Genomic DNA, 20,673 nt, shown 5'->3' on the forward strand with positions numbered 1-20,673 from the left:
CTACCGGAAGTTTTCAGGATGAAAGATCGTCTCAAATCCTGCCATGTGATAGCGGTTGAGCTGGCGGATATAGTGGAGCGCCCGGGCCTTATCCATGCGGTGCCGCACCGGCTCAAACATTCCGTTGAAGTAGGCGGTGGTAACGATATGGATCAAGTCCTCGGTGACCTGACCGGAGCGGACGCTCTCACAGCCGATGACCTCCATGTATTTGTAGGTGTAACTGACTTCGATCTCCACCAACTCGTCAATATAGTGGGCATATTCCGTCCCGGCGGCCCGGCGGAGCAGCAGTTCAAACTCCGGCAGGTGCTCATAGATGTAGTCAAACAGTCCCTCCTGGGCATGGGCAGTGTAACGCCCCATCTCCTCCTGCTGGGTTTGGCCGTCAAACCGGTGAAAAGACTCCTGAATCTCCAAAAAACGGCGCTTCAGCTCTCCGGCAGCAGGCTCCACCAGGGCGCGGAACAATCCAGCCTTGTCGGTAAAGCGGGTATAGATGGAGCCGGTGCTGGTTCCCGCCGCCTTGGCGATGTCCCGCAGGGAGGCCAGAGCAAAGCCTTTTTCCAAAAATTCCCGACGGGCGCAGCGGAGTACATTTTCATAGACCCCTTCGATCTGCTTTGCCATGGTATCGCCTCACAATCCAAAACAGTGTTTTATAACGATGTTTTGAATATACAACCAAAAAGCGAGTTTGTCAAGAGAGGATTTCCCCTTGACAGGGGCAGAAAGGGATGCTATATTGATAATCAGATTATCGGTAATCAAATTATCATTTGTCGGGAGGGGTGTTATGGCAAGACCGGATACTTCCATCGACCCTCGGATCATGGACAGTGCCAGAGAGGAGTTCCTGGCGCTTGGCTTTGAGAGGGCTTCCCTGAAATCCATCTGCCAGCGAGCGGGTGTGACAACCGGGGCTCTTTATAAGCGTTACGCCGGAAAAGAGGAACTGTTTCGCGCTGTGGTGGCGGATACGGTGGCGGATTTGGATGCTGTTTATGAGGAGCGGACGGCGGTGCCGGCATCCGCCCTCTCCGACGAAGACCTGATCCGGGCGTGGTATATGGATGAGGAATACATGCTGTGGTGGTTCCGCTTTCTCAATGAGCGGCGGGATGGCTTTGTGCTGCTGCTCACCGGAGCGGAGGGCACCGCTTACGCCAACTTCCAGCACGACTGGGTGGAGAAAATGACGGAAGGCACCTGGACCTACTACGCCGAGGCCAGACGCCGGGGCTTGTGTACTGTGGATATGACGCAGGAGGAGCTCCATGTAGTCCTGTCCGCCTTCTGGACCACCATTTACGAGCCCTTTATCCACGCCTTCGCCTGGCCGGAGATCCAGCGCCACTGCACTTTGGTCTGCCGTCTCTTTGACTGGTACGCTGCCCTGGGATTCCCCAAGGGATGAAAAACGCCTCTGCGGAGGCTTTTTTCTCGCCAATAAGTTAGCAATAACTAACTAAAAAGGAGTGATACTGTGTTTCAAAAAGTCCTGCGCTACACCGGACGCCACCGGAAGACCACCTACGCCTCCATTCTGGTGCTGGTGGCCGGCGTGGCCATGAGCGTGCTGCCCTATTTCTTCCTCTACCGCCTGCTGAGACCCCTGCTGACTGGGGGTAGTCTCACTTTGGAGGAAACCTTATTCAACGCCGGGGCCATGGCCCTGTGCATGGTCCTCTACGGCCTATTTTATGTGGAAGGACTGGCACTGTCCCACCGTTCTGCCTATCATACGCTGGAAAACCTCCGGCTCCATCTCCAGAGCAAGCTGGAAAAGCAGCCCCTGGGCGCGATCCAGGAGAAGGGCGTTGGAGTCTGGAAGAAGATGTTCATTGACGACATCGAGAGCATGGAGCTGTTGCTGGCTCACGCCCTGCCGGAAGGGCTGTCCAATCTGGCGGTGCCGGTGGTGGTATTTGTGGCCATGTTCCTCACGGACTGGAAGCTGGGTCTGCTTTCCCTCTGCTCCCTCCCACTGGGCGTGCTGGCTATGGGCATGATGTACCGCTCCGGCATGAGCAAGATGGGGGACTACTACGCCGCCGGGCAGAAAATGAACAACACCATCGTGGAGTACATCAACGGCATGGAGGTAGTGAAGGTCTTCAACCGGGACGGAGAGTCCTATCACCGCTTTGAGACCGATGTAAAAAACTACCGTGATTTTACTCTGGATTGGTTCCGGGCCTGCTGGCTGTGGATGGCCCTCTACACCAGCATTTTGCCCTGCGTGGCGCTGGTGCTGCTGCCAGCCGGCGGCTATCTGGTACTCACCTGCGCCTCTACCCTGCCGGATTACGCGCTGGTATTGTGCATGTCTTTTTCCGTGGGACCGCCTCTGATCCGAGCCATGAACTTTATGTCGGTGCTGCCCCAGCTGAGCTACAAGATTGACCAAATGGAATCTCTGTTCAATATTCCGCCCCTGAAAGAAGGAAAAACGGATTTCAACGGAAACGATTTGCAGATCCGCTTTGAGAATGTGCGGTTTTCTTATGAAAAGGACGAAGTCCTCCACGGCATCTCCTTCTCTGTCCCACAGGGAAGCCTCACTGCTTTGGTGGGAGAATCCGGCAGCGGGAAGTCGACCCTTGCCAAGCTGCTGATCCACTTTTACGATGTGACGGACGGACGCATCACGCTGGGGGGGCAAGACCTGCGAGAGATGTCCCTCGCCTCTCTGAATGAGCAGATCTCCTTCGTCGCGCAGGAGCAGTTCCTGTTCAACACCAGCCTGTTGGAGAACATCCGGCTGGGAAGACCCGGCGCCACCGACGAGGAGGTGCTGGCGGCGGCGGAACGGGCTCAATGCGGAGAGTTTCTGAAACGGCTGGAAAAAGGAATCTATACCATGGCCGGCGATGGCGGCAAAGGGCTTTCCGGCGGGGAGCGGCAGCGGATCGCCCTGGCCCGGGCGATTTTGAAGGACGCTCCCATCGTGGTGCTGGATGAGGCCACCGCTTTTTTGGACCCGGAGAATGAGGAGAAAATGAACGCCGCCATTGCCGAGGTGATCCGGGGCAAGACGGTCATCGTCATCGCCCACCGGCTTCAGTCCATTGCAGGTGCCGATCAGATCGTGGTGCTGGATCAGGGCAATGTGGCAGGGATTGGCCGCCACGATACATTGCGAAAGACTTGCCCCGCCTATGAAAAACTGTGGCGGGCTGCCGAGGGAGCCGCTGCCTGGCGTGTCTCTGCGGAGAAAGGAGGCGACGAGGCATGATCGCGCTGATGAAACGAATCCTGTCCGTATCCGGCCCCTATCAGGGGCGGATCAAGCTGGCCTTTGTCTTTGCGTTCCTGAAGTCCATGCTGTCCAAGGCCCCCATCGGTCTGTCCTTCTTGGCCCTGAGCGCTTTTCTCCAGGGAACCATGACGGCACGGCTGTGCCTGTGGCTGGCGGTGGGCACGGTGGGCTGCGTTCTGCTGGAGTGCCTGTGCCAGAACATCGCCGACCGGCTCCAGGCCGCGGCGGGCTATATGGTATTCGCCGATCTGCGCATGGAGCTGGGACGGCATCTGCGCCGCCTGCCCATGGGCTATTTCACAGAGGGCAACATCGGCAAAATCAGTTCCGTTCTGTCCACCGACATGGTGTTCATTGAGGAGAACTGTATGCACGACATTGCCAACATGATGAGCTATACCTTTGCCCAAGCCATTCTTGTGCTGTGGCTGGCCTTCCTGAATCCCTGGCTGGGACTGGCCGCCTTGGTGGTGGTAGGGATCATTTGGCAGCTGGGCCGCGCTTCCCTGGGGAGCACCCTGGCTCACTCTGATGTCCGACAGGAGCAGAGCGAGGCTCTCACACGGGCAGTGCTGGACTATGTGGAGGGCATTGGTATTGCCAAGACCTTCAACCTGCTGGGAGAGCGTTCCGAGCAACTCACCGAAAATTTCGCCCGGAGCCGCAAGGTCAGCATCGAGTTCGAGGAGAGCCAGGCTCCCTGGATGCGGGCCCTCTATCTGGTGTGCGGTCTGGGCTCGGTGCTGATAATCCCCCTGTCACTCTGGCTCTATGGCCGTGGGCAGCTCTCCATCACCTTTCTGCTGGGTGTCTTGCTCTTCGTCTTTGACCTCTTCGGCCCCATTAAAGCGCTCTATAGTCAAGCCACCCGCCTGACGGTGATGAACGCCTGCATGGACCGGATCGAGGCGGTACTGGCCCAGCCAGAACTACCTGACCGGGGCCGGGAGACCTTACCCAAAGCCGGCGGTGCCCCGGAGGTGGAGTTCCGAAATGTCACCTTCGCCTACGGGGAGAAAGAGGTACTGCATGATGTCTCTTTCACACTGGAGAAAAACCGGATGCTGGCCCTGGTGGGGCCCTCTGGCGGCGGCAAGAGTACGGTAGCCAACCTGCTTTCCCGGTTCTGGGATGTGAAACAGGGGCAGGTTCTGGTACGGGGCAGGGACATCCGTGATATTCCTCTCTCTGATCTGATGGACCAGATCTCCATGGTGTTCCAGCGGGTCTATCTTTTCCAGGATACCGTCTATAACAATATCGCCATGGGACGGACAGACGCCACACGGGAGGAGGTCTATGAGGCAGCCAGGAAAGCCCGATGCTATGACTTCATCATGGAACTGCCCGACGGCTTTGACACTGTTATCGGCGAAGGTGGAGCCAGCCTATCCGGCGGAGAGCGGCAGCGGATCTCCATTGCCCGCTGCATTCTGAAGGATGCTCCCATCGTCATTCTGGATGAGTCCACTGCCAGCGTGGACGCCGACAATGAGAGCTACATCCAGGAGGCCATCACCCAACTGTGCCGGGGCAAGACCCTGCTGGTCATTGCCCACCGGCTCAATACCATTCGCCACGCCGATGAGATCCTGGTTATCGACCAGGGGCGCATCGTTCAGGCCGGCGACCACGACAAACTTATGGCGGAGGAGGGCATTTACCGCCGCTTCATCACCGCCCGCTCCAATCCCACCGGTTGGTGCCGGTAAACACAGTGAGCCGAACGAAACGGAAAGAATGGCCGGGAGATGTATCCCGGTCATTCTTCGTTCTCGCTTCTTCCCTTGATTTATCCCAGAGAACATGCAAAACCAATATGGCGGCATCTTGCAATTTCGTGCGACAAAGAGTATGATGTAGTTAGCAATCGCTAACCATCATTGAGGTGACCATATTGTATGGATGACAACAAGCAGTTTTGGGAGCGGTTTTCACGGCATTACTCCGGTTTCATGCGCCGCTCTCAGACAACCTATCAGCAGATATGCAAAGCAATGCGCCCTTTTCTGAAACGGGACATGGATGTGCTGGAGTTGGCCTGCGGAACTGGTCAGCTGTCCGTGCCGCTTTCTCCATGTGTCCGGAGCTGGGAGGCAACCGACTTTTCAGCTGAAATGATCCGTCAGGCCAAAAAGCAGGTGCATTCGTCTCGGCTCCATTTCTCCGTCCAGGACGCCACCAAGCTGCCCTACGGCCCGGAGAGCTTCGATGCGGTCGTGATCTCCAACGCCCTCCATGTCATGCCTCACCCCGAAAAAGCTCTGGTGGAAGCCTGGCGGGTTCTGAAGCCGGGGGGATGGCTGTTCGCCCCCACCTTTGTCTGGGGCAAAAGCCGCAGCGCCAGACTCCGGCTCTGGTTCATGGGGCTGTCCGGCTTTCGGGTATACCATGTCTGGACTGCCGGGGAGCTGATGGCATACCTGTCCGAGTGCGGCTATTCCATCGTTCGCCATCAGCTTCTCGGAAGTTCGTTGGCGCCGCTGTGCTGTCTGATAGCCAGGAAGATCCCGGATGAACGGACTGCGGCACGGCAGACCACCATCCGGTCCGCGCAGCTCAATCATACTAAAGTCAAGGAGGAATGAGAAATTATGTGGAAGTACACAGTGGAAGTCAACGGAATGGTGTGCGGGATGTGCGAGGCCCATGTCAATGACGCCGTGCGCAAAGTCTGCCCGGTCAAAAAGGTGAGTTCTTCCCGAAGCAAAAACCAGACCGTGATCCTCTCTGAAACGGAGCTGGACACGGAGGCTGTTATGAACGCCATTCGCAGCACGGGGTATGAGGTCGGAGCGATCCAGAAGGAGCCGTACAAAAAAAGAGGACTATTCGGTTGAGTTCGTTGGCGGCAGCGGTCAGAAAAGAGGCGTGAATATGAACACGGCAATGCAGTCGTTTGGATATGGATTAGCGGCTCTGCTGTTTTGCATCGCTATTTTTAGCGTGTGCCATAAAATCAAAAAAGCCGCCCGAAAGGTTTTGAAAAGCCAGCAGACACATAAGGATGAGCTGCCGTAAGCGTTTGGAGCTATGGAGCAGGTACGCTTGGCGGTGAACTTACACAGCAGGTCGCTCCTGATTTAAAAGCGCAGATCACATAAAAATGAGGTGGAGGCCATATCAAGGCTCCACCTTATTTGATATCCCGTGCCAAATGGCAGGTATTCACTTATCGCATTGCTGCTCGATAGCAAAGTCCGCCAAATTTGCATAGGCTCATTGCCCGTGCGCATCTTCCCGCATTTTCGTTACCTGCTCCAAGTGCGCCTGCACCGCCGCGAAGGATTTTTCGCTGATCACATGCTCGATCCGGCAGGCATCCTCGGTCGCAGTCTCCTCGTCCACGCCCAATTCCATCAGCATCTGGCTCAACACCGTGTGGCGGGTATACATCGTCTTAGCAATGGCAAGCCCGGTCTCCGTCAGGGTGATCGCTCCGTCAGCATCCACATTCACATATCCGTCCTTTTTCAGAATGGACATGGCTCTGCTGACGCTGGGCTTGGTAAAGCCCAACCGCTCTCCCACATCGATAGCCCGAACAAAGGTGCTGTTCTGTGAGAGAATATAAATGGTTTCCAGATACATCTGGCCAGACTCGTGAATCGCCATAGGAACCTCCAAAAAACGGGCGTTTTGCTTATTATAACACAGGCGTCCGACAAGCGCCATTTTTTCTGTCAGCAAAATCCGTTCGTCCTCTTGACAAGCGAATTTGCCCTGTATATAATTGCATTAGTTAGCTACCGCTAACCAAGAGGCGGCAGCTATATATTCGACACTTTAGTTAGCTATTGCTAACCGTGTTTACTGTCCGTTTTTTCATTTTGCCGTACAGTCTTCGCATGGACATGATTTTGTGAGGGAAACGCCTATGTCAGAGGATCTGCTGATTCGTCACTGTTCTCCCACCCTGGCCGGAATCAAGACGGGAAATCTCTTTTCCTGCGCCTGCCCCAGCCGGAAGGATCTGACGCGAGACTTGTGCCGGCTGAACAAGAAACTGGTGCCCAAGGGCATCCGCATTCTGCCGCTCCGGGTTTGCAAAGGCCGCGCTTTGATTTACGCCTACCGGCCCAATGCGCTGGAGAGCGATCTGACCGATCACCGCGCCAGAGCCGTGCTTCTGAAATACGGCTATGTGCCGGAAAACCCCAATGGCTGCGTGGTTCACCTCATCCGCCGACTCCGGAGTGAGGGGGAATTCCCCCATGAGATCGGCCTGTTTTTGAGCTATCCGCCGGAGGATGTGCTGGGCTTCATCTGCAATCGGGCGTGTAATCACAAGTGCGTGGGCTGCTGGAAGGTCTACGGCGACGAACAGGCCTCCAAAAACATCTTTGAAAAATACGAGATGTGCAGCAAAATCTACTCCCGGCAGTGGCAGCAAGGGAAATCCATCGAGCAGCTCACCGTGGCTGGTTGATGTTTCTACCATAACAAATCCAGAAAGAAAGGTCGCTAAAGTCTTATGAGTAAAGTTGCAGTTGTGTATTGGAGCGGCACGGGAAACACCGAGACCATGGCCATGGCGGTGGCCGAAGGCGCCAAGGGCAAGGGCGCCGAGGTGTCTGTGATTGCTGCCGCGGAGTTCTCTCCGGAGCAGGTCGGCGAGTATTCCGCCATCGCTTTCGGCTGCCCCTCCATGGGGTCGGAGCAGCTGGAGGAGAGCGAGTTCGAGCCTATGTTCACCGCCTGTGAGGGCAGGCTGAGCGGGAAGAACATCGCTCTGTTCGGCTCCTACGGCTGGGGGGACGGCGAATGGATGCGCAGCTGGGAGTCCCGCTGCAACGACGACGGCGCCAATCTGGCCTGTGAGAGCGTGATCTGCAACGAGGCTCCGGACGATGACGCTCTGGCGGCCTGCCGCGAGCTGGGCGCGTCGCTGGCCTGACAAAAGCACCGCAGAAGGCAGGAGGCGCTTGTCTCCTGCCTTCTCTCTGGTTCCCCGGTCAGCATAGGTAAAACCAATTTCGAACCCAGAAAAACAGGTCGTGAGAAATATGCTGAAAGAATACTTATTGAGGCAGGGCTCCGGCACGGGCCGTTGGGGCCACGGTATGCCAGGGGTAGAAATCTGCCGCTTTTCCTTGCCGGAGCCGGAACAGGAACCTCTGCGGTCTGTCCCAGTGTGCGGCGCACCGCTCCAGTTTGAGGTGCTGTTCTGCATGACTGGCCGCCTTACTGTCCGAGCGTTACAGGGTGCTTCCTGCATGGTGGAGGCTCCGGGGATCTTCCTCCTCTCCGACAGCTCCGCTCTCCGCTCGTGTCAGTGTAGCGGAAACCTGTGCGGCGTTTTGATTGCCGTAGACGCCAAAGCCGCAAAAGAAAGCCTTGTGACGGTCTGCTCCACCCTGGGGATGAGGTTGGACACCAGGATCGTCAAGGAGAAGATGACGGCGAGGAACGGCTGCATGGCCCTGTGCGGCACACCTTGGACGCAGTCATTTTTTGAAACGGTTCGCTATCTGTCTGAGCAGGAGCAGGAACGCTACTGTGTTTTCAAGTCGGTGGAACTGCTGTATCTGCTCTGCACCGAGGTATCTGAATCGAATGGCTCTCTCTCCGGCTCAGGCTGCCCAGTATCCCACAGTCTGTTGGAAGTCAAGGCATACATCCAGACGCATCTGTCTGATAAGCTTACCATTGCGTTCCTCTGCAAACAGTTTTCGCTTTCCCCGACCTTCTTGAAAGAAGGGTTCCGCCGCGCCTATGGCATGCCGATTCACAGCTTTTTGGTTCAACAGCGCCTCCGACGGGCACAGGAGCTGATCTGCACCACCCGGATGCCCATTCAGCAAATTGCGCAGGCTGTGGGGTATGAGGGTATGAGCCAGTTCAACGCAGCGTTCAAGCGGGAGTATGGCATGACTCCCGGCCAGTACAGAAAAATGTCGGAAACCGCAACTCTGCGTCCGTTTTGACAGCGACAAACACCCACGGTTTCTGCTACAATAATCAGACATCCCAAAGCATTCAGAAGGAGTGACAGCGATGAAACAGCATCGTTTTTGGGCGTGGGGCGCTGTGATCTGCATGATTATGGTCATGGTCACCGGCTACAAACGGAAATAAGGGAAAGGAAGGATCACAATGAGCGTTTATACGAAACTTGCCTGCTTTGCGGGTGGTGCGTTGTTTGGTTCTTTTGGCATCAAGCTGCTGTCCAGCAAGGATGCCAAGAAAGCCTATGTCCATGTCACGGCTGCCGGCCTGCGGATGAAGGATTCGGTCATGGGGACTGTGACCACGGTGCAGGAAAACGCCGCGGACATTCTGGCCTCCGCCAAGGAGCTGAATGAGGACCGGGCTGCGAAGGAAGCGGAGGAAGCCGCCGCTGCCAATCTGGAGAGCGAAGAAGCCTGATTGACCCAGAGGGAGCCGCCAGCGGCTCCCTCTTTTCGTGAAGGAGGAACCTATGAACGCAACCATATTGCACGAGAGCCGGGGGCGCATCCGGTTCCGGCTGCGCCAGAAACAGATGACGCTCGCTCAAGCGGATCTGCTGGAGGCATGGATTCAGGGAAAATCATGGTGCCGGCAGGTCACCGTCCATGAGCGAACCTGCTGCGTCATCCTGTACTACGATGGGACTCGCCAAGCCGTGCTGAATGAGATTCGGCATTTTTCCTGGCAGGAGGCGGAGCGGACCACCACGCTGCCCGCCCACAGCAGCCGGGCGCTGAACCGGGAATTTGAGGAGAAGCTGGTGGCAAAGGTGGTGTGCAAGGCCGCCTGCACCCTGTTTCTCCCACCTCCATTGCGGATTGCCCGCATACTCTGGCACATGATCCCCTTTGTACGGCGGGGACTGCGCTGCCTGCTGCGCCGCCGCATCAAGGTGGAACTGCTGGATGCCCTGTCTATTTCCATTTCCGCCTGCAGAAGGGACTTTGGAACCGCCGGAATGGTCATGTTCCTGCTGGAGGTGGGCGAACTGCTGGAGGAGTGGACAAGAAAGAAATCTGTGGCGGATCTGGCCCGGTGCATGTCGCTGAATGTGGACCGGGTCTGGCTGCGCACAGCCCAGGGCGAAGTGCTGGTCCCCGTGTCCCAGATCCAGCCGGGGGATGCGGTAGTCGTCCGCGCCGGCGGCATCGTCCCCGTGGACGGCCTGGTGCTGGAGGGGGAGGTCACCGTCAATCAGGCGTCCCTCACCGGAGAGTCCATCCCGGTGCCCAAGCGACCCGGAGGCGCAGTCTATGCCGGCACCGTGGTGGAGGAGGGCGAGTGTGTGCTGGAGGTGAAGCAGGCCTCCGGTCAGAGCCGCTATGACCAAATCGTTCACATGATCGAGCAGTCGGAGCAGATGAAGTCGGAGGCTGAGAGCAAGGCTGCCAATCTGGCGGACAAGCTGGTGCCCTATACCTTTGTAGGGAGCCTGCTGAGTTTTGCTCTTACCCGCAATGTGGCACGGGCTTTGTCGGTGCTGATGGTGGACTTCTCCTGCGCACTGAAACTGGCCATGCCTCTGGCCGTCCTCTCTGCCATGCGGGAGGCGGGACGGGCCCATATCACCGTCAAGGGCGGCAAGTTCCTGGAGGCGGTGGCTGCCGCCGACACCATCGTTTTCGACAAGACCGGCACCCTGACCCACGCCTGCCCCCGGGTGGCTCAGGTGGTGTCCTTCGGCGGCAAAGAGGAATCCGAAATGCTGCGGCTGGCTGCCTGTCTGGAGGAGCACTTCCCCCATTCCATGGCCAACGCCGTGGTGGAGGAGGCCAAGCGCCGGGGCCTGCGCCACGAGGAGTACCACTCCAAGGTGGAGTATCTGGTGGCTCACGGCATCGCAAGCACCGTCGATGAGGAGCGAGTCCTCATCGGCAGTGCCCACTTCGTCTTTGAGGATGAGCGTTGCGTCATTCCAGAGGGCGAGCAAGAACGCTTTGACGCCCTGCCGCCGGAGTATTCCCACCTGTATCTGGCGGTGGGGGGACAGCTTGCCGCTGTGATCTGCATCTCCGACCCGCTGCGTGAGGAGGCGAAGGAAGTCCTATCCGCCCTCCGCGCCCTGGGGATCACCAGTACCGTCATGCTTACCGGAGACAGCCGCCGCACCGCCGAGGCCATCGCCCTGCAAGTGGGGGTAGACGCGTTTCGCGCCGAGGTACTGCCGGCGGATAAGGCGGACTATGTGGCCCGGCTGCGCCGGGAGGGACATACTGTCCTGATGGTGGGCGACGGCATCAACGACTCACCGGCCTTGTCCGAGGCGGATGCAGGAATTGCCATCAGCGACGGCGCCGCCATCGCCCGGGAGATTGCAGACATCACCATTGCCGCCGACAGCCTCTGGGAGCTTGTAGAGCTGCGTCGGATCGCCATGGCGCTGATGGCGCGCATCCACTCCAACTATCGCTTTGTCATTGGCTTCAACGGCGCCCTGATCGCTCTCGGCGTGGCCGGAGTCCTGCCGCCTGCCACCTCCGCCACGCTGCACAACCTCTCCACTCTGGGTGTCAGCTTACGGAGTATGAGTGCATTGCCACTTAGCAAAAAGAATACACCATGACGAATAAGGAGAGGCAATCTACAGAGTTCGCCTCTCCTTATTTCATCTAAAAGCATATCGCACCCTACATTGGGTGCGATATGCTTTTATTGGCCTATTCTGCTAATCTTGCCCGTATCCGGATGAATTAGCACAAGCGGCAGTTTGCGGGCCTCTGCAATCCGCATTGCTATCCGTATGCTACCCGCTTCCTGCAGATCATTATTATACACTGCCACCAAGCAGTCGGCGCATTCCACCATGTAAGCTGTGCGCTCTTTATACCCCTGCGCTCCCACTCCCCTGCTACCCATTACAAATTGGTCGCAGTTCTCCTTTAGGCGGCGCAACCTTTCACGACTTTTGGGGTCCCAGCGTTCGTCATGACCTGGAAAGGGATACACCAGCACAATTTTCAATTCAGGGCATTCTTCCTGCCATCGCATTTCCAACAGGATCTCACCGGCCCATAGATCGACACCAAGAGCTCCACTGACATAGTACCGACGTACTCCACGCCGATACAGTTCCATAAAAACATCATGCAACCGCTTCTTCAGACGCTTACACGAAGTCATATATTCTTGATATTTGAATTTAAACTGCGTAGGCCGTTGACTAACAACAGCACACGAATAAAACTTGTCCATCTCATCTCCTCCTTTTTTCAATAGTACAGTAATATAGCTCATTATACCTGCTATGGCTGAATAAGTTCAACTATGGCCGCTTAATTTTTCGTGCTATGGCGGATAAAATATAGCTATAGCATGGAGGGCTGCCAATGGGTGAATTATTAAAAGAGATGGGCCAGCGAATGCTGGATCGCCGCAAACAACTGAGATTAACACAAGAAACTCTGGCTAAAATGGCACATGTAACCCCGCAAACTATTTCAACTGCCGAACTGGGAACAAAAGCCATGCGGCCTGAAACTATACTGAATGTCTGTGAAGCATTGGACATCAGCACAGATTATTTACTGCGCGGTCAGGTCATAGAAGACGATGCACTCTTACTTCATCAAAAGATTTCTTCATTGACACCCAGCCAGTACCGCCATCTGGAAGATATTATTGATAGTTATATCGCTGCCATTCAAGAACAGAAAGAGGTATAGGACGAGGCTTTATCTGTCTCTCCTATACCTCTTTCTTTAATTATCTACGGAATGCAGCCATTGTGTTAGCTATCAGGTTGCGGGTCACATCATCAATCTCCGGTGCTTCTCCCACTTCCGGCATATACTCTGGCTCCTGCGCCTGCACATTTGATATCGGAGCCGTTTTCTCTTCTTCCGCTCGGCTGACACCCGAGACAGGGGCATGCTTTTCGATTTGTCCTGTCTCCTGCCGCATGATCTCACGCACAATGGCCTCGATAGCGGTTCTGTCAATGACCGGAGCTATCGCTTTCAACGGCTGTGGGTCATCTGCAAAATGCGCATTATAGTATGTGATTGCATTGGCAATATATTGGGATTTGCTATGCGGAGGCTGAAGTTCCAACAGTTCAACGGCAGCCCGTTGTACGGGGTCGCCAATATTGAACCGCAGAGAAAATCGTCCCCGTTCCTTTTTGGCCGCCATGCTCGTCACCTGCCCGCAGCTTCCAGCCGATAGAGATATTCAAAGCCTGCCGCATTGGCATTGATGTTCGTGACGAACAACGGCGTCCCCACCTTACCGGAAGCTTCGATCTGCCGACGCAGCAGGATTGCGCCGCCGCCCACAAAGACCACCTTGCTGTAACGAAGATCCAGCATCCGCTCTCGGAGCGTGCTGAACAGGTCATTTACAAATTCTTGTGCCAGCCGCTCCACAAGGCGCACTGCTTCCGCCGGATACGACGTCTTTCTGCCAGCAAGAATTGCATCCACATCGCTTTCATCCAGCAACAGATCCAGCTCCGAGTTTCCTCTGGACCTGATTTTATTGTAGAGCAGAATCACGCCGTTTTCCAGCGAATCGCAGGAAGTGAGATCAGCTTTCCCATTTTTCAAAAGAAGATAATCCGCCGTGAAGCCTCCGATATCCAGCACCACCGCTTTCGGGTCATCCATGAGCGTGTGAAGCATGGTTGCCGCCGCTGCATACGCCTGAGGGTAGCACACCACATCGGTAATGCGAATGGCATAGGGCTTATCCCGGTACACGAACTCCACGATCCCATCTCTCTTGAAATAATCAGTAAACTTTTTTGCCTGGGCGCCAAAATGTGCCGGCGGCAACCCTACCGGCAGCTGAATATTGTAGAGCTCCTGCTTGCCGATGTGGCGAGTCTCCAGTTCCTCCGCAATGGCGATCAGCGTAAGAACAAAGAAACGATCATCTTCCGTCTTGTCCTTCCGGAACGGGATGCGCTCGTTGGAGAGCGTGTAGTAATTGCCCCGATATTGCAGGCTCTGGCCAAAGGGTTTTGTAATGCTCTGCTGCAGACCGGAAACAAACGGGCTGCAGTGGACGGTTTTGATTTGCTTGTTGCCATGATCGACACCAATCAACATAGGTAGTTGCCTCCTTTTTTTGCTTTATACATATCCTTTACGCCTGGATGACGCCTTTCTCAACAGAAGTTCAAAAAAATCAATGTTGTATTGGTAATTTAGCAACACTACTTTATTCCATCCATTCCTGATGACTTGGTATTAACCAACACCACACCATTCTATTAGCGTGTTCTGCCATGATACAAAATTTGCGAATCCAAACAAACAATCTTTCCTACTTGTTGGGTCTGCTTAAAGCATGGTAGAATAGAAGCGATATTAACCGGGGGATTCGCACTATGATAGTCTATTTACAAATAATCGAAACTGCAGAAGAGCGGTCGAAATTTGAACAACTCTATCTGGAATACAAGGGTCTCATGTTTCATGTGGCTTTTGACATATTACATAACGAGCAGGATGCTGAAGACGCAGTTCATCAGGCTTTTATTAAAATTGCGGAAAATATTAAAAAAATTGATGATCCTATATGTCCAAAAACTCATGGCTACGTCGTTACTATAGTTGAAAACCAATCTATTGATCAGTATAGGAAGCGGCAAAAGCAGCAAACCGTTGAGCTAATCGACGAAATGCACGGTATTTCTGTGCAATATGACAGTGCTGGTGATTTGACAAAATGCATCTTAAAATTGCCTGCCAGATATCGTGAGATAATTTTGCTGCGATACCATCAAGGATATACTGTCAGAGAAATTTCAAAAATATTGGGATTGTCCTTACCAGCTGCAATTAAACTGGATCAACGAGCCAAAACCAAGCTCAAAAAACTATGTGAGGAGGCGGGAATCCTGTGATAAGCGAAGAAATGCTGAAAAAAGCGGCGATGGAAGCGGATCAAATAATCAGGGATTCGCTCCCCTCTCCTGCCGAATGTGAACATGATTTTTCTCCATCATTTCAAAAAAAGATGCGCCGTATTTTTCGCAAAGCAAAACACCCCGTAATCTATAAGCTACCCAAATATGCAGCCTGCTTTGTTCTGATGGTTGCTCTCGTCAGTAGCACTTGGCTGACTGTTGACGCAGAAGCACGAGCCGCCTTTTTTGCGTGGATACGTGAACAATATGAAACATTCGTCGAATATCGCTTTGTTGGAGATACCACACAAAATGATAATTCAAAACAATATGAATTAACGCAGTTACCGGACGGTTTTTTCGAGACTAACAGAATGGAGTCGAAAGGAAACGCAGTAGTCATATACCAAAACGAGTCCGGAAAAACTATTCAATTTACCTATTCGCAAGGTGATGATTCCATAAGTCTATTTCTCGAAAGTAACACTTCTAATGTGCAAATTGTTCGCATCGGGAATATTGATGCGGAGTTTTACCGTTCAAGCGATCCTGATATATCAAATGGCTTAGTTTGGCAATCAGAAGATGGGAATACGTTTTTTTGTATTACATCCACTTTGCCCCAAGAGGTTATGCTTCAATTGGCAGAAAGCGTACAAGCAAAACAATAAATTTGTTAACAGCTGTCCAAAATGACCCCTTTCATTCGTTTAAGAGGGAAAACGAATGAAAGGGGTCATTTCTTTGAAAAAACGAATTGTTCCGCTTGTACTATTGCTCGCCATGCTACTGTCACTTCCAGCATATGCGGCATCTCCACGTGTGATGACAATTCTACCTGCAATCTCTTTTGATGGCACAACCGCCAACTGTCGTGTTTCTGTTTCTGCTGATAGATCAACTGATCAGATAAGTGCCGTTATCCAACTTTGGAATGGCTCTACACGTATTGCGCGTTGGACTGATTCTGGAACTGGATACCTTCTTTTCTCTAATTCAGCAACTGTTTCAAAAGGCAAAACCTATGAGTTAACCGTTGACGTGAAAATAAATGGTGTCTCAAAGCCACAAGTCTCAATCAAAGGTACTTGCAAATAAATCATAATCACTCCATTTCTTGGTGGACGCGGTATTGCTTTAAGGCTGTAGTGAAATCATGTATTCATAAACCGCATTCATCATAAAAAATCATGATACAAAAGTTGCTTTACAAGGGCACTTTTGGAATACTGTCGGTGTGGTAGTTTAGTAAGAGGAGGTCAAGATTTATGGCAAAAATCGAAAAGCGTTTTCTCTCCTTTGGTCTGGTGCTCGCTCTTATGGTTGCACTGTCCTCCGTCTGCTTCGCACAAGAATACAATTTTTCCAGCTATAAAAAGTCTGTGGACAGTAACAGCTGGAGCTACATCGGCTCGGCCACCAAAGACAGCGCGACAGAAAATGGTGAGTTAAAGATCACCAAAATGTATGACGCTGATGGGAATGAGACGAGCCTGTACACCCAGGTATACGCAAAAGCAACCAGCAACGGAACTTCCACGCTTGTAACCTCGGGCAGTTGGTATAATGTTCCCATTCCCTCTTCTTATCAGGCAGCTGGCAAAAGTGTTAGCTTGTACTGCAAGGGGCACATTCCTTGGATCGATTGCAAAATCTCCGGTTACTGGAACGTACATTGATTTCACTCCTGTTCACCAATAACACACCAAGTATTAAATAACTAAAATTACCACACCGACAGTTATTATTTAGGAGGCAGCCAATGATTTTTTCATCAACCTGCGCACAGATAAAGACAATGCTTACAAAAAAAGAGTTTAAGGTCGCCGCAGTGATAGCCTTATTTTATTCATGTTTTGCATTTGTCTTTACATTGGCAGAGTTTTCGGGATTGGATATATCGAAAATAAAAGACGCCAACCAACTCGTCTGTTTTTCACAGTCAAATAGGCTTTGGTTTTTCTTTTCTTTACTTTATCCGTTTTTGTTGGTATTACCTTTTTCAACTTCATATATTGATGACTACAAGAACCAACTTCTTCCTATATATATAAGTCGTACTTCACGAACTATTTACTATGCATCAAAACTAGTTGCAAGTTTTTTCGGCACTTTTTTAATTATCGCCGTTCCATTTTTTATTAACCTCATTCTTTGCAATGTTTTTTTACCACATAACCAAAACACATGGCTTGGTGAATACCAGATGGGGAATTATTTCCGTCAACTCTTAGGAACAAATATATTATATCAGACCTCATATACTAAGATGCCTTTTTTAGAAATTTTTCTTTACAGTCCATTTTTATACAATTTTATCTATCTACTAATTTTTGCTGCTTTTTCTGGATTACTTGCATCCTTCACACTTAGCCTGTCTTTCCTATATAGAAAAAGTAAGCTTTTTTTGTTCATACCAGTGTTTGCAATTTTACAACTGCTTAGAGTATATGATTCCTATCTATTTTCTCGCTCAATAGAAGACGGTCGAACATATGTTAATTTCGACATATTGGACTATGTTGTTCCAACACTTCTTAAAGGCCAGGATTATGCGTTCTTTGCCAAAATTGTTTTTATACTTATTTTAGCAATTGTTACTTTAAGTATATACGGAATTAAAAGCGATTTAAAAAGTCTCCAATAAAAAGCACAAAACTTATTATGCGTTGTCTGAGTGGAGGAATCTTGAGTGAGAAAAAAGGTTGTTTTCTTTTGCGCAAGAAAAATATTGCTTATAATTCCATACATATTTTTTATGTCGCTTTCAGACATCTTTTTGTCGTCTCCACAAGATCAACCTCTTGTAGAAATTCTATGGTACGACATTTTCGGACGTCTTTCTGCTGGTAATATTCAAACACTTGTTATGTCCATTGAAAGCCTCGGGGTTATTTTTTTATTTACTATACTTTTCGGGAGCCATATATCGATTTTTTTTGATTCAATAGGAACATATATCTTCAGTCGTCTCCCAAGCCGTAGAATTTGGATTTCTCAAAAAATTATTGGTCTATGTGCTATTTCGATATTCTACACAATTGTTTACTTAGCCCTAAAGTTTTCTATCTCTTCTAGACGAGTTACTGTCTGGCAGATGGACCGTCAGACTTTATTTACACTAGTTACTCTATTTGCAATGTTGTTTCCTATATTTGCTGCAGTCTGTTTATTAGCCAACTGGATTTCTATTAAGCATGGTTTACCTATTGGCATTTTAGGAGTATTTGTGCTTATATTGGCTTTGGAACTTGTTGCTATTCTCAATTTCGATAGTCCGGTAAATATGATTTTAAATCCGCTTTGCTTTAATATCGATATAATCCGATCTGTCAAAATAGCTTTGGCAAAGATATTGTCCGAACTAGTTTATCTTGCTATTTTGTCAATTGGAATCACATTATATATATGCCGCACAGATATTTTCTAACATTTGTGGGAGGTGCAAAGGTGAAACAACTTTTATATGCTGAAAGTGTCTCTAAAAAAATAGGTTCTAAACAAATATTGCAAAATATAACCTTGAATTTGTCTGGAGGAAATGTATACGGCTTTGTTGGCGAAAATGGTTCTGGAAAAACTATGCTTTTTCGTATTTTAAGTGGACTAGTAAAACCAACTACTGGAAAAGTTTGTTTAAACAGAGCTGATATCCACAAAGGCCGCTGTTCGGAGAGAATCGGTGTAATTATAGAGAATTCATGTATGTGGCCTGAATTAACCGGATGGGAAAACCTCCTATTTTTAGGTTCGCTTAATAAGCGAATTTCAAAAGCTGACATTACAACAACATTGGAGAGGGTTGGACTTGATCCAACCAATCCCCTCCCTATCAAAAAGTATTCACTTGGTATGAGGCAACGTCTCATTGTTGCACAGGCTATTATGGAGAGGCCGAATTTTCTTTTTTTGGACGAACCCACAAATGCCATTGATAAAGATGGTGTTTTACTTATACGCGACATCATTGCTGAGGAAGCAAATCGGGGTGCTGTTGTTTTGTTGGCCAGTCATATAAGTCAGGATATTTCTACGCTATGCACAGAAATCTACCACATGAAACATGGTAAGATCGAGGAATAGGGGGGAACAAATGAGAAAAAAGCATTATCTTTTTTTTATTGCTAACATCTCCCTTCTTTTGATTTCTATTATCCTTGGTCTTGTCTTTCGAGGCAGCATTTCTGATTGTGGAATTTCTCACCTGTCAAATATAAAAGATGTCAAAGATTTAAGCATAGTATTAAATTATGCGTGGAATGAAAATGATGAAGGGGGATTGACCCTTACATCTTTTGGATCGGATGTGGATCTATATGGTGTGGCTTCTGCAGAAATTATTGCAGTTGTTGCTCCAACTGGAAACATAATTCAAACTGAGGGAAGCATCGGTCAGGAATTCACTGTGAAGGAAATTATCAAAGGTGATACTTCTCTTTCAGTAGGAAATACAGCATATGTTTATCAATATTTTGGATTTCAAGAAGTCGATGGACACATCGAATTTATGAACACATTAAATTTGATGATTCCTGAAAATAACTATCTAATTTTTATGGATATTTCACCGCTAAATGCATATCAAAATGAGCCCGCATTCATTTTAAAATCAGAGTTTTTTGGTTATGTCAAAATCGAGCGTACCGATACCTTAACACTTGAAGGGAATTATAGAGACTATAATTTTTCCGATTTAGCTAGTTACGAATTTTTCTCTACATCTGATTCTGTAACAAAAACATTAAATTATATTAGAAACGAATTGTTAAGGAAATTCACATGAGAGAAATTCCTTTACTATGTTAAACCGTCCCAAAATTACTCAAACCACCGGGCAGATTGGTCTCTCTGCTCAGCAGTTAATACTTATCCTATCCATTAGTAACACATAAATTACTGTTTTTTCAATTTGATTCCCGGAAGCTCGGTAGATCCTTGGTGATCATTAGGTGCAACAAAGAATTTCTTTATGCGTACTGTCCAAAATGAGCCTTCATATTCGTTTATAGAGGTAAAAGAACTTAATCTAAAATGAAAGATTGAATTTTGGTAAAACTGAACTTATAAAGAGGTGAGTCCCATGGTTTAAGATTTCGCTTTAAAACGAGTTGACACCCCCGATTTTCTAACAAAAGGGAGGAATTAAAGTATGAAAAAGCTGAAGATGTTGTTTTCCATGATCTGCGCCATCGCCATCCTTTCTTCGCTGTGTATTCCGGCTTTCGCGTACTCGGACGGCGATCGTGAAGTCCTGTACTATGACTTCCATATTGGCACTGATGAATTGGTCGGTTGCTCCTCGTCCAGCATGAAGCGCCTCTACAATCGCCAATGGGTCGTATCGGTGAATAGCCGTGCCAACAACCGCTACGCTATCACCTATGGAATGCTCGACAACAATGCGACTGAGTGGGACTATGCTCTCGTGAGTAACACCACCTCTCGTTCCGGGACCGGCAACTTCGGTTCCACTTATCGCAGTTCTTCGTCCATCGGTTCCCGCCTTTATCTCGGCGCCCTCATCAACTACAATGATGTCAACCGCGGTGTTGAGACTTCCGGCCAGTGGAGTACGGATGCGGCTAAGTAATTTCAAATAACGCAAGGG

Annotated in this window: 26 protein-coding genes; 21 read left to right on the forward strand and 5 right to left on the reverse strand. The window is 50.6% G+C overall.

Translation table 11 applies throughout. From position 1 onward, the window contains the following. On the reverse strand, positions 1-630 hold the full coding sequence (locus E0E41_RS04080) for a TetR/AcrR family transcriptional regulator (RefSeq protein ID WP_040412592.1): 630 nt from the start codon (positions 628-630) through the stop codon (positions 1-3). Positions 631-796: 166 nt separating this feature from the next. Here E0E41_RS04080 and E0E41_RS04085 point away from each other — a divergent pair, with 166 nt between their 5' ends. The 6 genes from E0E41_RS04085 (at position 797) to E0E41_RS18835 (ending at position 6,283) form a co-directional block, all read left to right on the forward strand. After that, the gene (locus tag E0E41_RS04085) at positions 797-1,417 is read left to right on the forward strand and encodes a TetR/AcrR family transcriptional regulator (RefSeq protein WP_006572682.1); all 621 of its coding nucleotides are present in this window, start codon (positions 797-799) and stop codon (positions 1,415-1,417) included. A gap of 69 nt (positions 1,418-1,486) precedes the next feature. Continuing rightward, complete coding sequence (locus tag E0E41_RS04090; RefSeq protein WP_130868837.1) at positions 1,487-3,238, forward strand: ABC transporter ATP-binding protein; 1,752 nt, start codon at positions 1,487-1,489, stop codon at positions 3,236-3,238. Beyond that, a complete protein-coding gene (locus E0E41_RS04095; RefSeq protein ID WP_130868838.1) occupies positions 3,235-4,974 on the forward strand; it encodes an ABC transporter ATP-binding protein in 1,740 nt (579 codons plus the stop codon). The genes E0E41_RS04090 and E0E41_RS04095 overlap by 4 nt, the downstream gene beginning before the upstream one ends. 189 nt (positions 4,975-5,163) lie before the next feature. Further along, the gene (locus E0E41_RS04100; RefSeq protein WP_130868839.1) at positions 5,164-5,850 is read left to right on the forward strand and encodes a class I SAM-dependent methyltransferase; all 687 of its coding nucleotides are present in this window, start codon (positions 5,164-5,166) and stop codon (positions 5,848-5,850) included. A 6-nt stretch (positions 5,851-5,856) separates the two neighbouring features. Continuing rightward, complete coding sequence (locus E0E41_RS04105; RefSeq protein WP_130868840.1) at positions 5,857-6,102, forward strand: heavy-metal-associated domain-containing protein; 246 nt, start codon at positions 5,857-5,859, stop codon at positions 6,100-6,102. A 37-nt stretch (positions 6,103-6,139) separates the two neighbouring features. Further along, complete coding sequence (locus E0E41_RS18835) at positions 6,140-6,283, forward strand: hypothetical protein (protein WP_242623686.1); 144 nt, start codon at positions 6,140-6,142, stop codon at positions 6,281-6,283. Between the two features lie 198 nt (positions 6,284-6,481). Here E0E41_RS18835 and E0E41_RS04115 read toward each other — a convergent pair whose 3' ends face one another. Then, entirely contained in the window at positions 6,482-6,877 is a 396-nt protein-coding gene (locus tag E0E41_RS04115; protein ID WP_165450582.1) for a metal-dependent transcriptional regulator, read from the reverse strand. 262 nt (positions 6,878-7,139) lie between these two features. Here E0E41_RS04115 and E0E41_RS04120 point away from each other — a divergent pair, with 262 nt between their 5' ends. The 5 genes from E0E41_RS04120 to E0E41_RS04140 all read left to right on the forward strand — a co-directional run bounded on the left by E0E41_RS04120 (position 7,140) and on the right by E0E41_RS04140 (position 11,777). Then, on the forward strand, positions 7,140-7,691 hold the full coding sequence (locus E0E41_RS04120; RefSeq protein ID WP_130868842.1) for a DUF3793 family protein: 552 nt from the start codon (positions 7,140-7,142) through the stop codon (positions 7,689-7,691). Between the two features lie 45 nt (positions 7,692-7,736). Beyond that, positions 7,737-8,159, forward strand: a complete 423-nt coding sequence (locus E0E41_RS04125) for a flavodoxin (protein ID WP_130868843.1) — start codon at positions 7,737-7,739, stop codon at positions 8,157-8,159. Positions 8,160-8,478: 319 nt separating this feature from the next. After that, entirely contained in the window at positions 8,479-9,189 is a 711-nt protein-coding gene (locus E0E41_RS04130) for a helix-turn-helix domain-containing protein (RefSeq protein ID WP_242623687.1), read from the forward strand. Between the two features lie 169 nt (positions 9,190-9,358). Further along, complete coding sequence (locus E0E41_RS04135; protein ID WP_006575244.1) at positions 9,359-9,631, forward strand: DUF6110 family protein; 273 nt, start codon at positions 9,359-9,361, stop codon at positions 9,629-9,631. A gap of 52 nt (positions 9,632-9,683) precedes the next feature. Beyond that, positions 9,684-11,777, forward strand: coding sequence for a heavy metal translocating P-type ATPase (locus E0E41_RS04140; protein ID WP_130868845.1), 2,094 nt, complete (start codon positions 9,684-9,686; stop codon positions 11,775-11,777). Between the two features lie 86 nt (positions 11,778-11,863). On the opposite strand, the gene E0E41_RS04145 is transcribed toward E0E41_RS04140, so the two are convergent. Then, positions 11,864-12,406 carry an SLOG family protein gene (locus E0E41_RS04145; RefSeq protein ID WP_130868846.1) on the reverse strand — a complete coding sequence of 181 codons (543 nt, stop codon included), beginning with the start codon at positions 12,404-12,406 and terminating at the stop codon, positions 11,864-11,866. A gap of 134 nt (positions 12,407-12,540) precedes the next feature. Between E0E41_RS04145 and E0E41_RS04150 the strand changes: the two genes are divergently transcribed. After that, a complete protein-coding gene (locus E0E41_RS04150) occupies positions 12,541-12,876 on the forward strand; it encodes a helix-turn-helix domain-containing protein (RefSeq protein WP_130868847.1) in 336 nt (111 codons plus the stop codon). A gap of 40 nt (positions 12,877-12,916) precedes the next feature. On the opposite strand, the gene E0E41_RS04155 is transcribed toward E0E41_RS04150, so the two are convergent. Together E0E41_RS04155 and E0E41_RS04160 are read right to left on the reverse strand one after the other, a co-directional pair. After that, positions 12,917-13,345: a hypothetical protein gene (locus E0E41_RS04155; RefSeq protein ID WP_130868848.1), complete on the reverse strand. Its 429-nt coding sequence runs from the start codon at positions 13,343-13,345 to the stop codon at positions 12,917-12,919. A gap of 5 nt (positions 13,346-13,350) precedes the next feature. Next, positions 13,351-14,262, reverse strand: a complete 912-nt coding sequence (locus tag E0E41_RS04160) for a ParM/StbA family protein (RefSeq protein ID WP_130868849.1) — start codon at positions 14,260-14,262, stop codon at positions 13,351-13,353. 281 nt (positions 14,263-14,543) lie between these two features. Between E0E41_RS04160 and E0E41_RS04165 the strand changes: the two genes are divergently transcribed. The 9 genes from E0E41_RS04165 (at position 14,544) to E0E41_RS04205 (ending at position 20,655) form a co-directional block, all read left to right on the forward strand. Then, positions 14,544-15,062: an RNA polymerase sigma factor gene (locus E0E41_RS04165; RefSeq protein WP_130868850.1), complete on the forward strand. Its 519-nt coding sequence runs from the start codon at positions 14,544-14,546 to the stop codon at positions 15,060-15,062. Continuing rightward, the gene (locus tag E0E41_RS04170) at positions 15,059-15,736 is read left to right on the forward strand and encodes a DUF4367 domain-containing protein (RefSeq protein ID WP_130868851.1); all 678 of its coding nucleotides are present in this window, start codon (positions 15,059-15,061) and stop codon (positions 15,734-15,736) included. The genes E0E41_RS04165 and E0E41_RS04170 overlap by 4 nt, the downstream gene beginning before the upstream one ends. A 55-nt stretch (positions 15,737-15,791) precedes the next feature. Next, the gene (locus tag E0E41_RS04175; protein ID WP_130868852.1) at positions 15,792-16,163 is read left to right on the forward strand and encodes a hypothetical protein; all 372 of its coding nucleotides are present in this window, start codon (positions 15,792-15,794) and stop codon (positions 16,161-16,163) included. Positions 16,164-16,333: 170 nt separating this feature from the next. Continuing rightward, the gene (locus E0E41_RS04180; RefSeq protein ID WP_130868853.1) at positions 16,334-16,744 is read left to right on the forward strand and encodes a hypothetical protein; all 411 of its coding nucleotides are present in this window, start codon (positions 16,334-16,336) and stop codon (positions 16,742-16,744) included. 83 nt (positions 16,745-16,827) lie between these two features. Further along, positions 16,828-17,712, forward strand: coding sequence for a hypothetical protein (locus tag E0E41_RS04185; RefSeq protein WP_130868854.1), 885 nt, complete (start codon positions 16,828-16,830; stop codon positions 17,710-17,712). A 45-nt stretch (positions 17,713-17,757) separates the two neighbouring features. Beyond that, on the forward strand, positions 17,758-18,495 hold the full coding sequence (locus E0E41_RS04190) for a hypothetical protein (RefSeq protein WP_130868855.1): 738 nt from the start codon (positions 17,758-17,760) through the stop codon (positions 18,493-18,495). A 20-nt stretch (positions 18,496-18,515) separates the two neighbouring features. Continuing rightward, positions 18,516-19,148, forward strand: coding sequence for an ABC transporter ATP-binding protein (locus E0E41_RS04195; protein WP_242623688.1), 633 nt, complete (start codon positions 18,516-18,518; stop codon positions 19,146-19,148). A gap of 10 nt (positions 19,149-19,158) precedes the next feature. Continuing rightward, a complete protein-coding gene (locus E0E41_RS04200; protein ID WP_130868857.1) occupies positions 19,159-19,848 on the forward strand; it encodes a hypothetical protein in 690 nt (229 codons plus the stop codon). A 366-nt stretch (positions 19,849-20,214) separates the two neighbouring features. Next, positions 20,215-20,655, forward strand: a complete 441-nt coding sequence (locus E0E41_RS04205; RefSeq protein ID WP_130868858.1) for a hypothetical protein — start codon at positions 20,215-20,217, stop codon at positions 20,653-20,655. Positions 20,656-20,673: the final 18 nt, after the last annotated feature.

The sequence above is a fragment of the Intestinimonas massiliensis (ex Afouda et al. 2020) genome, from assembly GCF_900626285.1.
Classification (GTDB): Bacteria; Bacillota; Clostridia; order Oscillospirales; family Oscillospiraceae; genus Flavonifractor; species Flavonifractor massiliensis_A.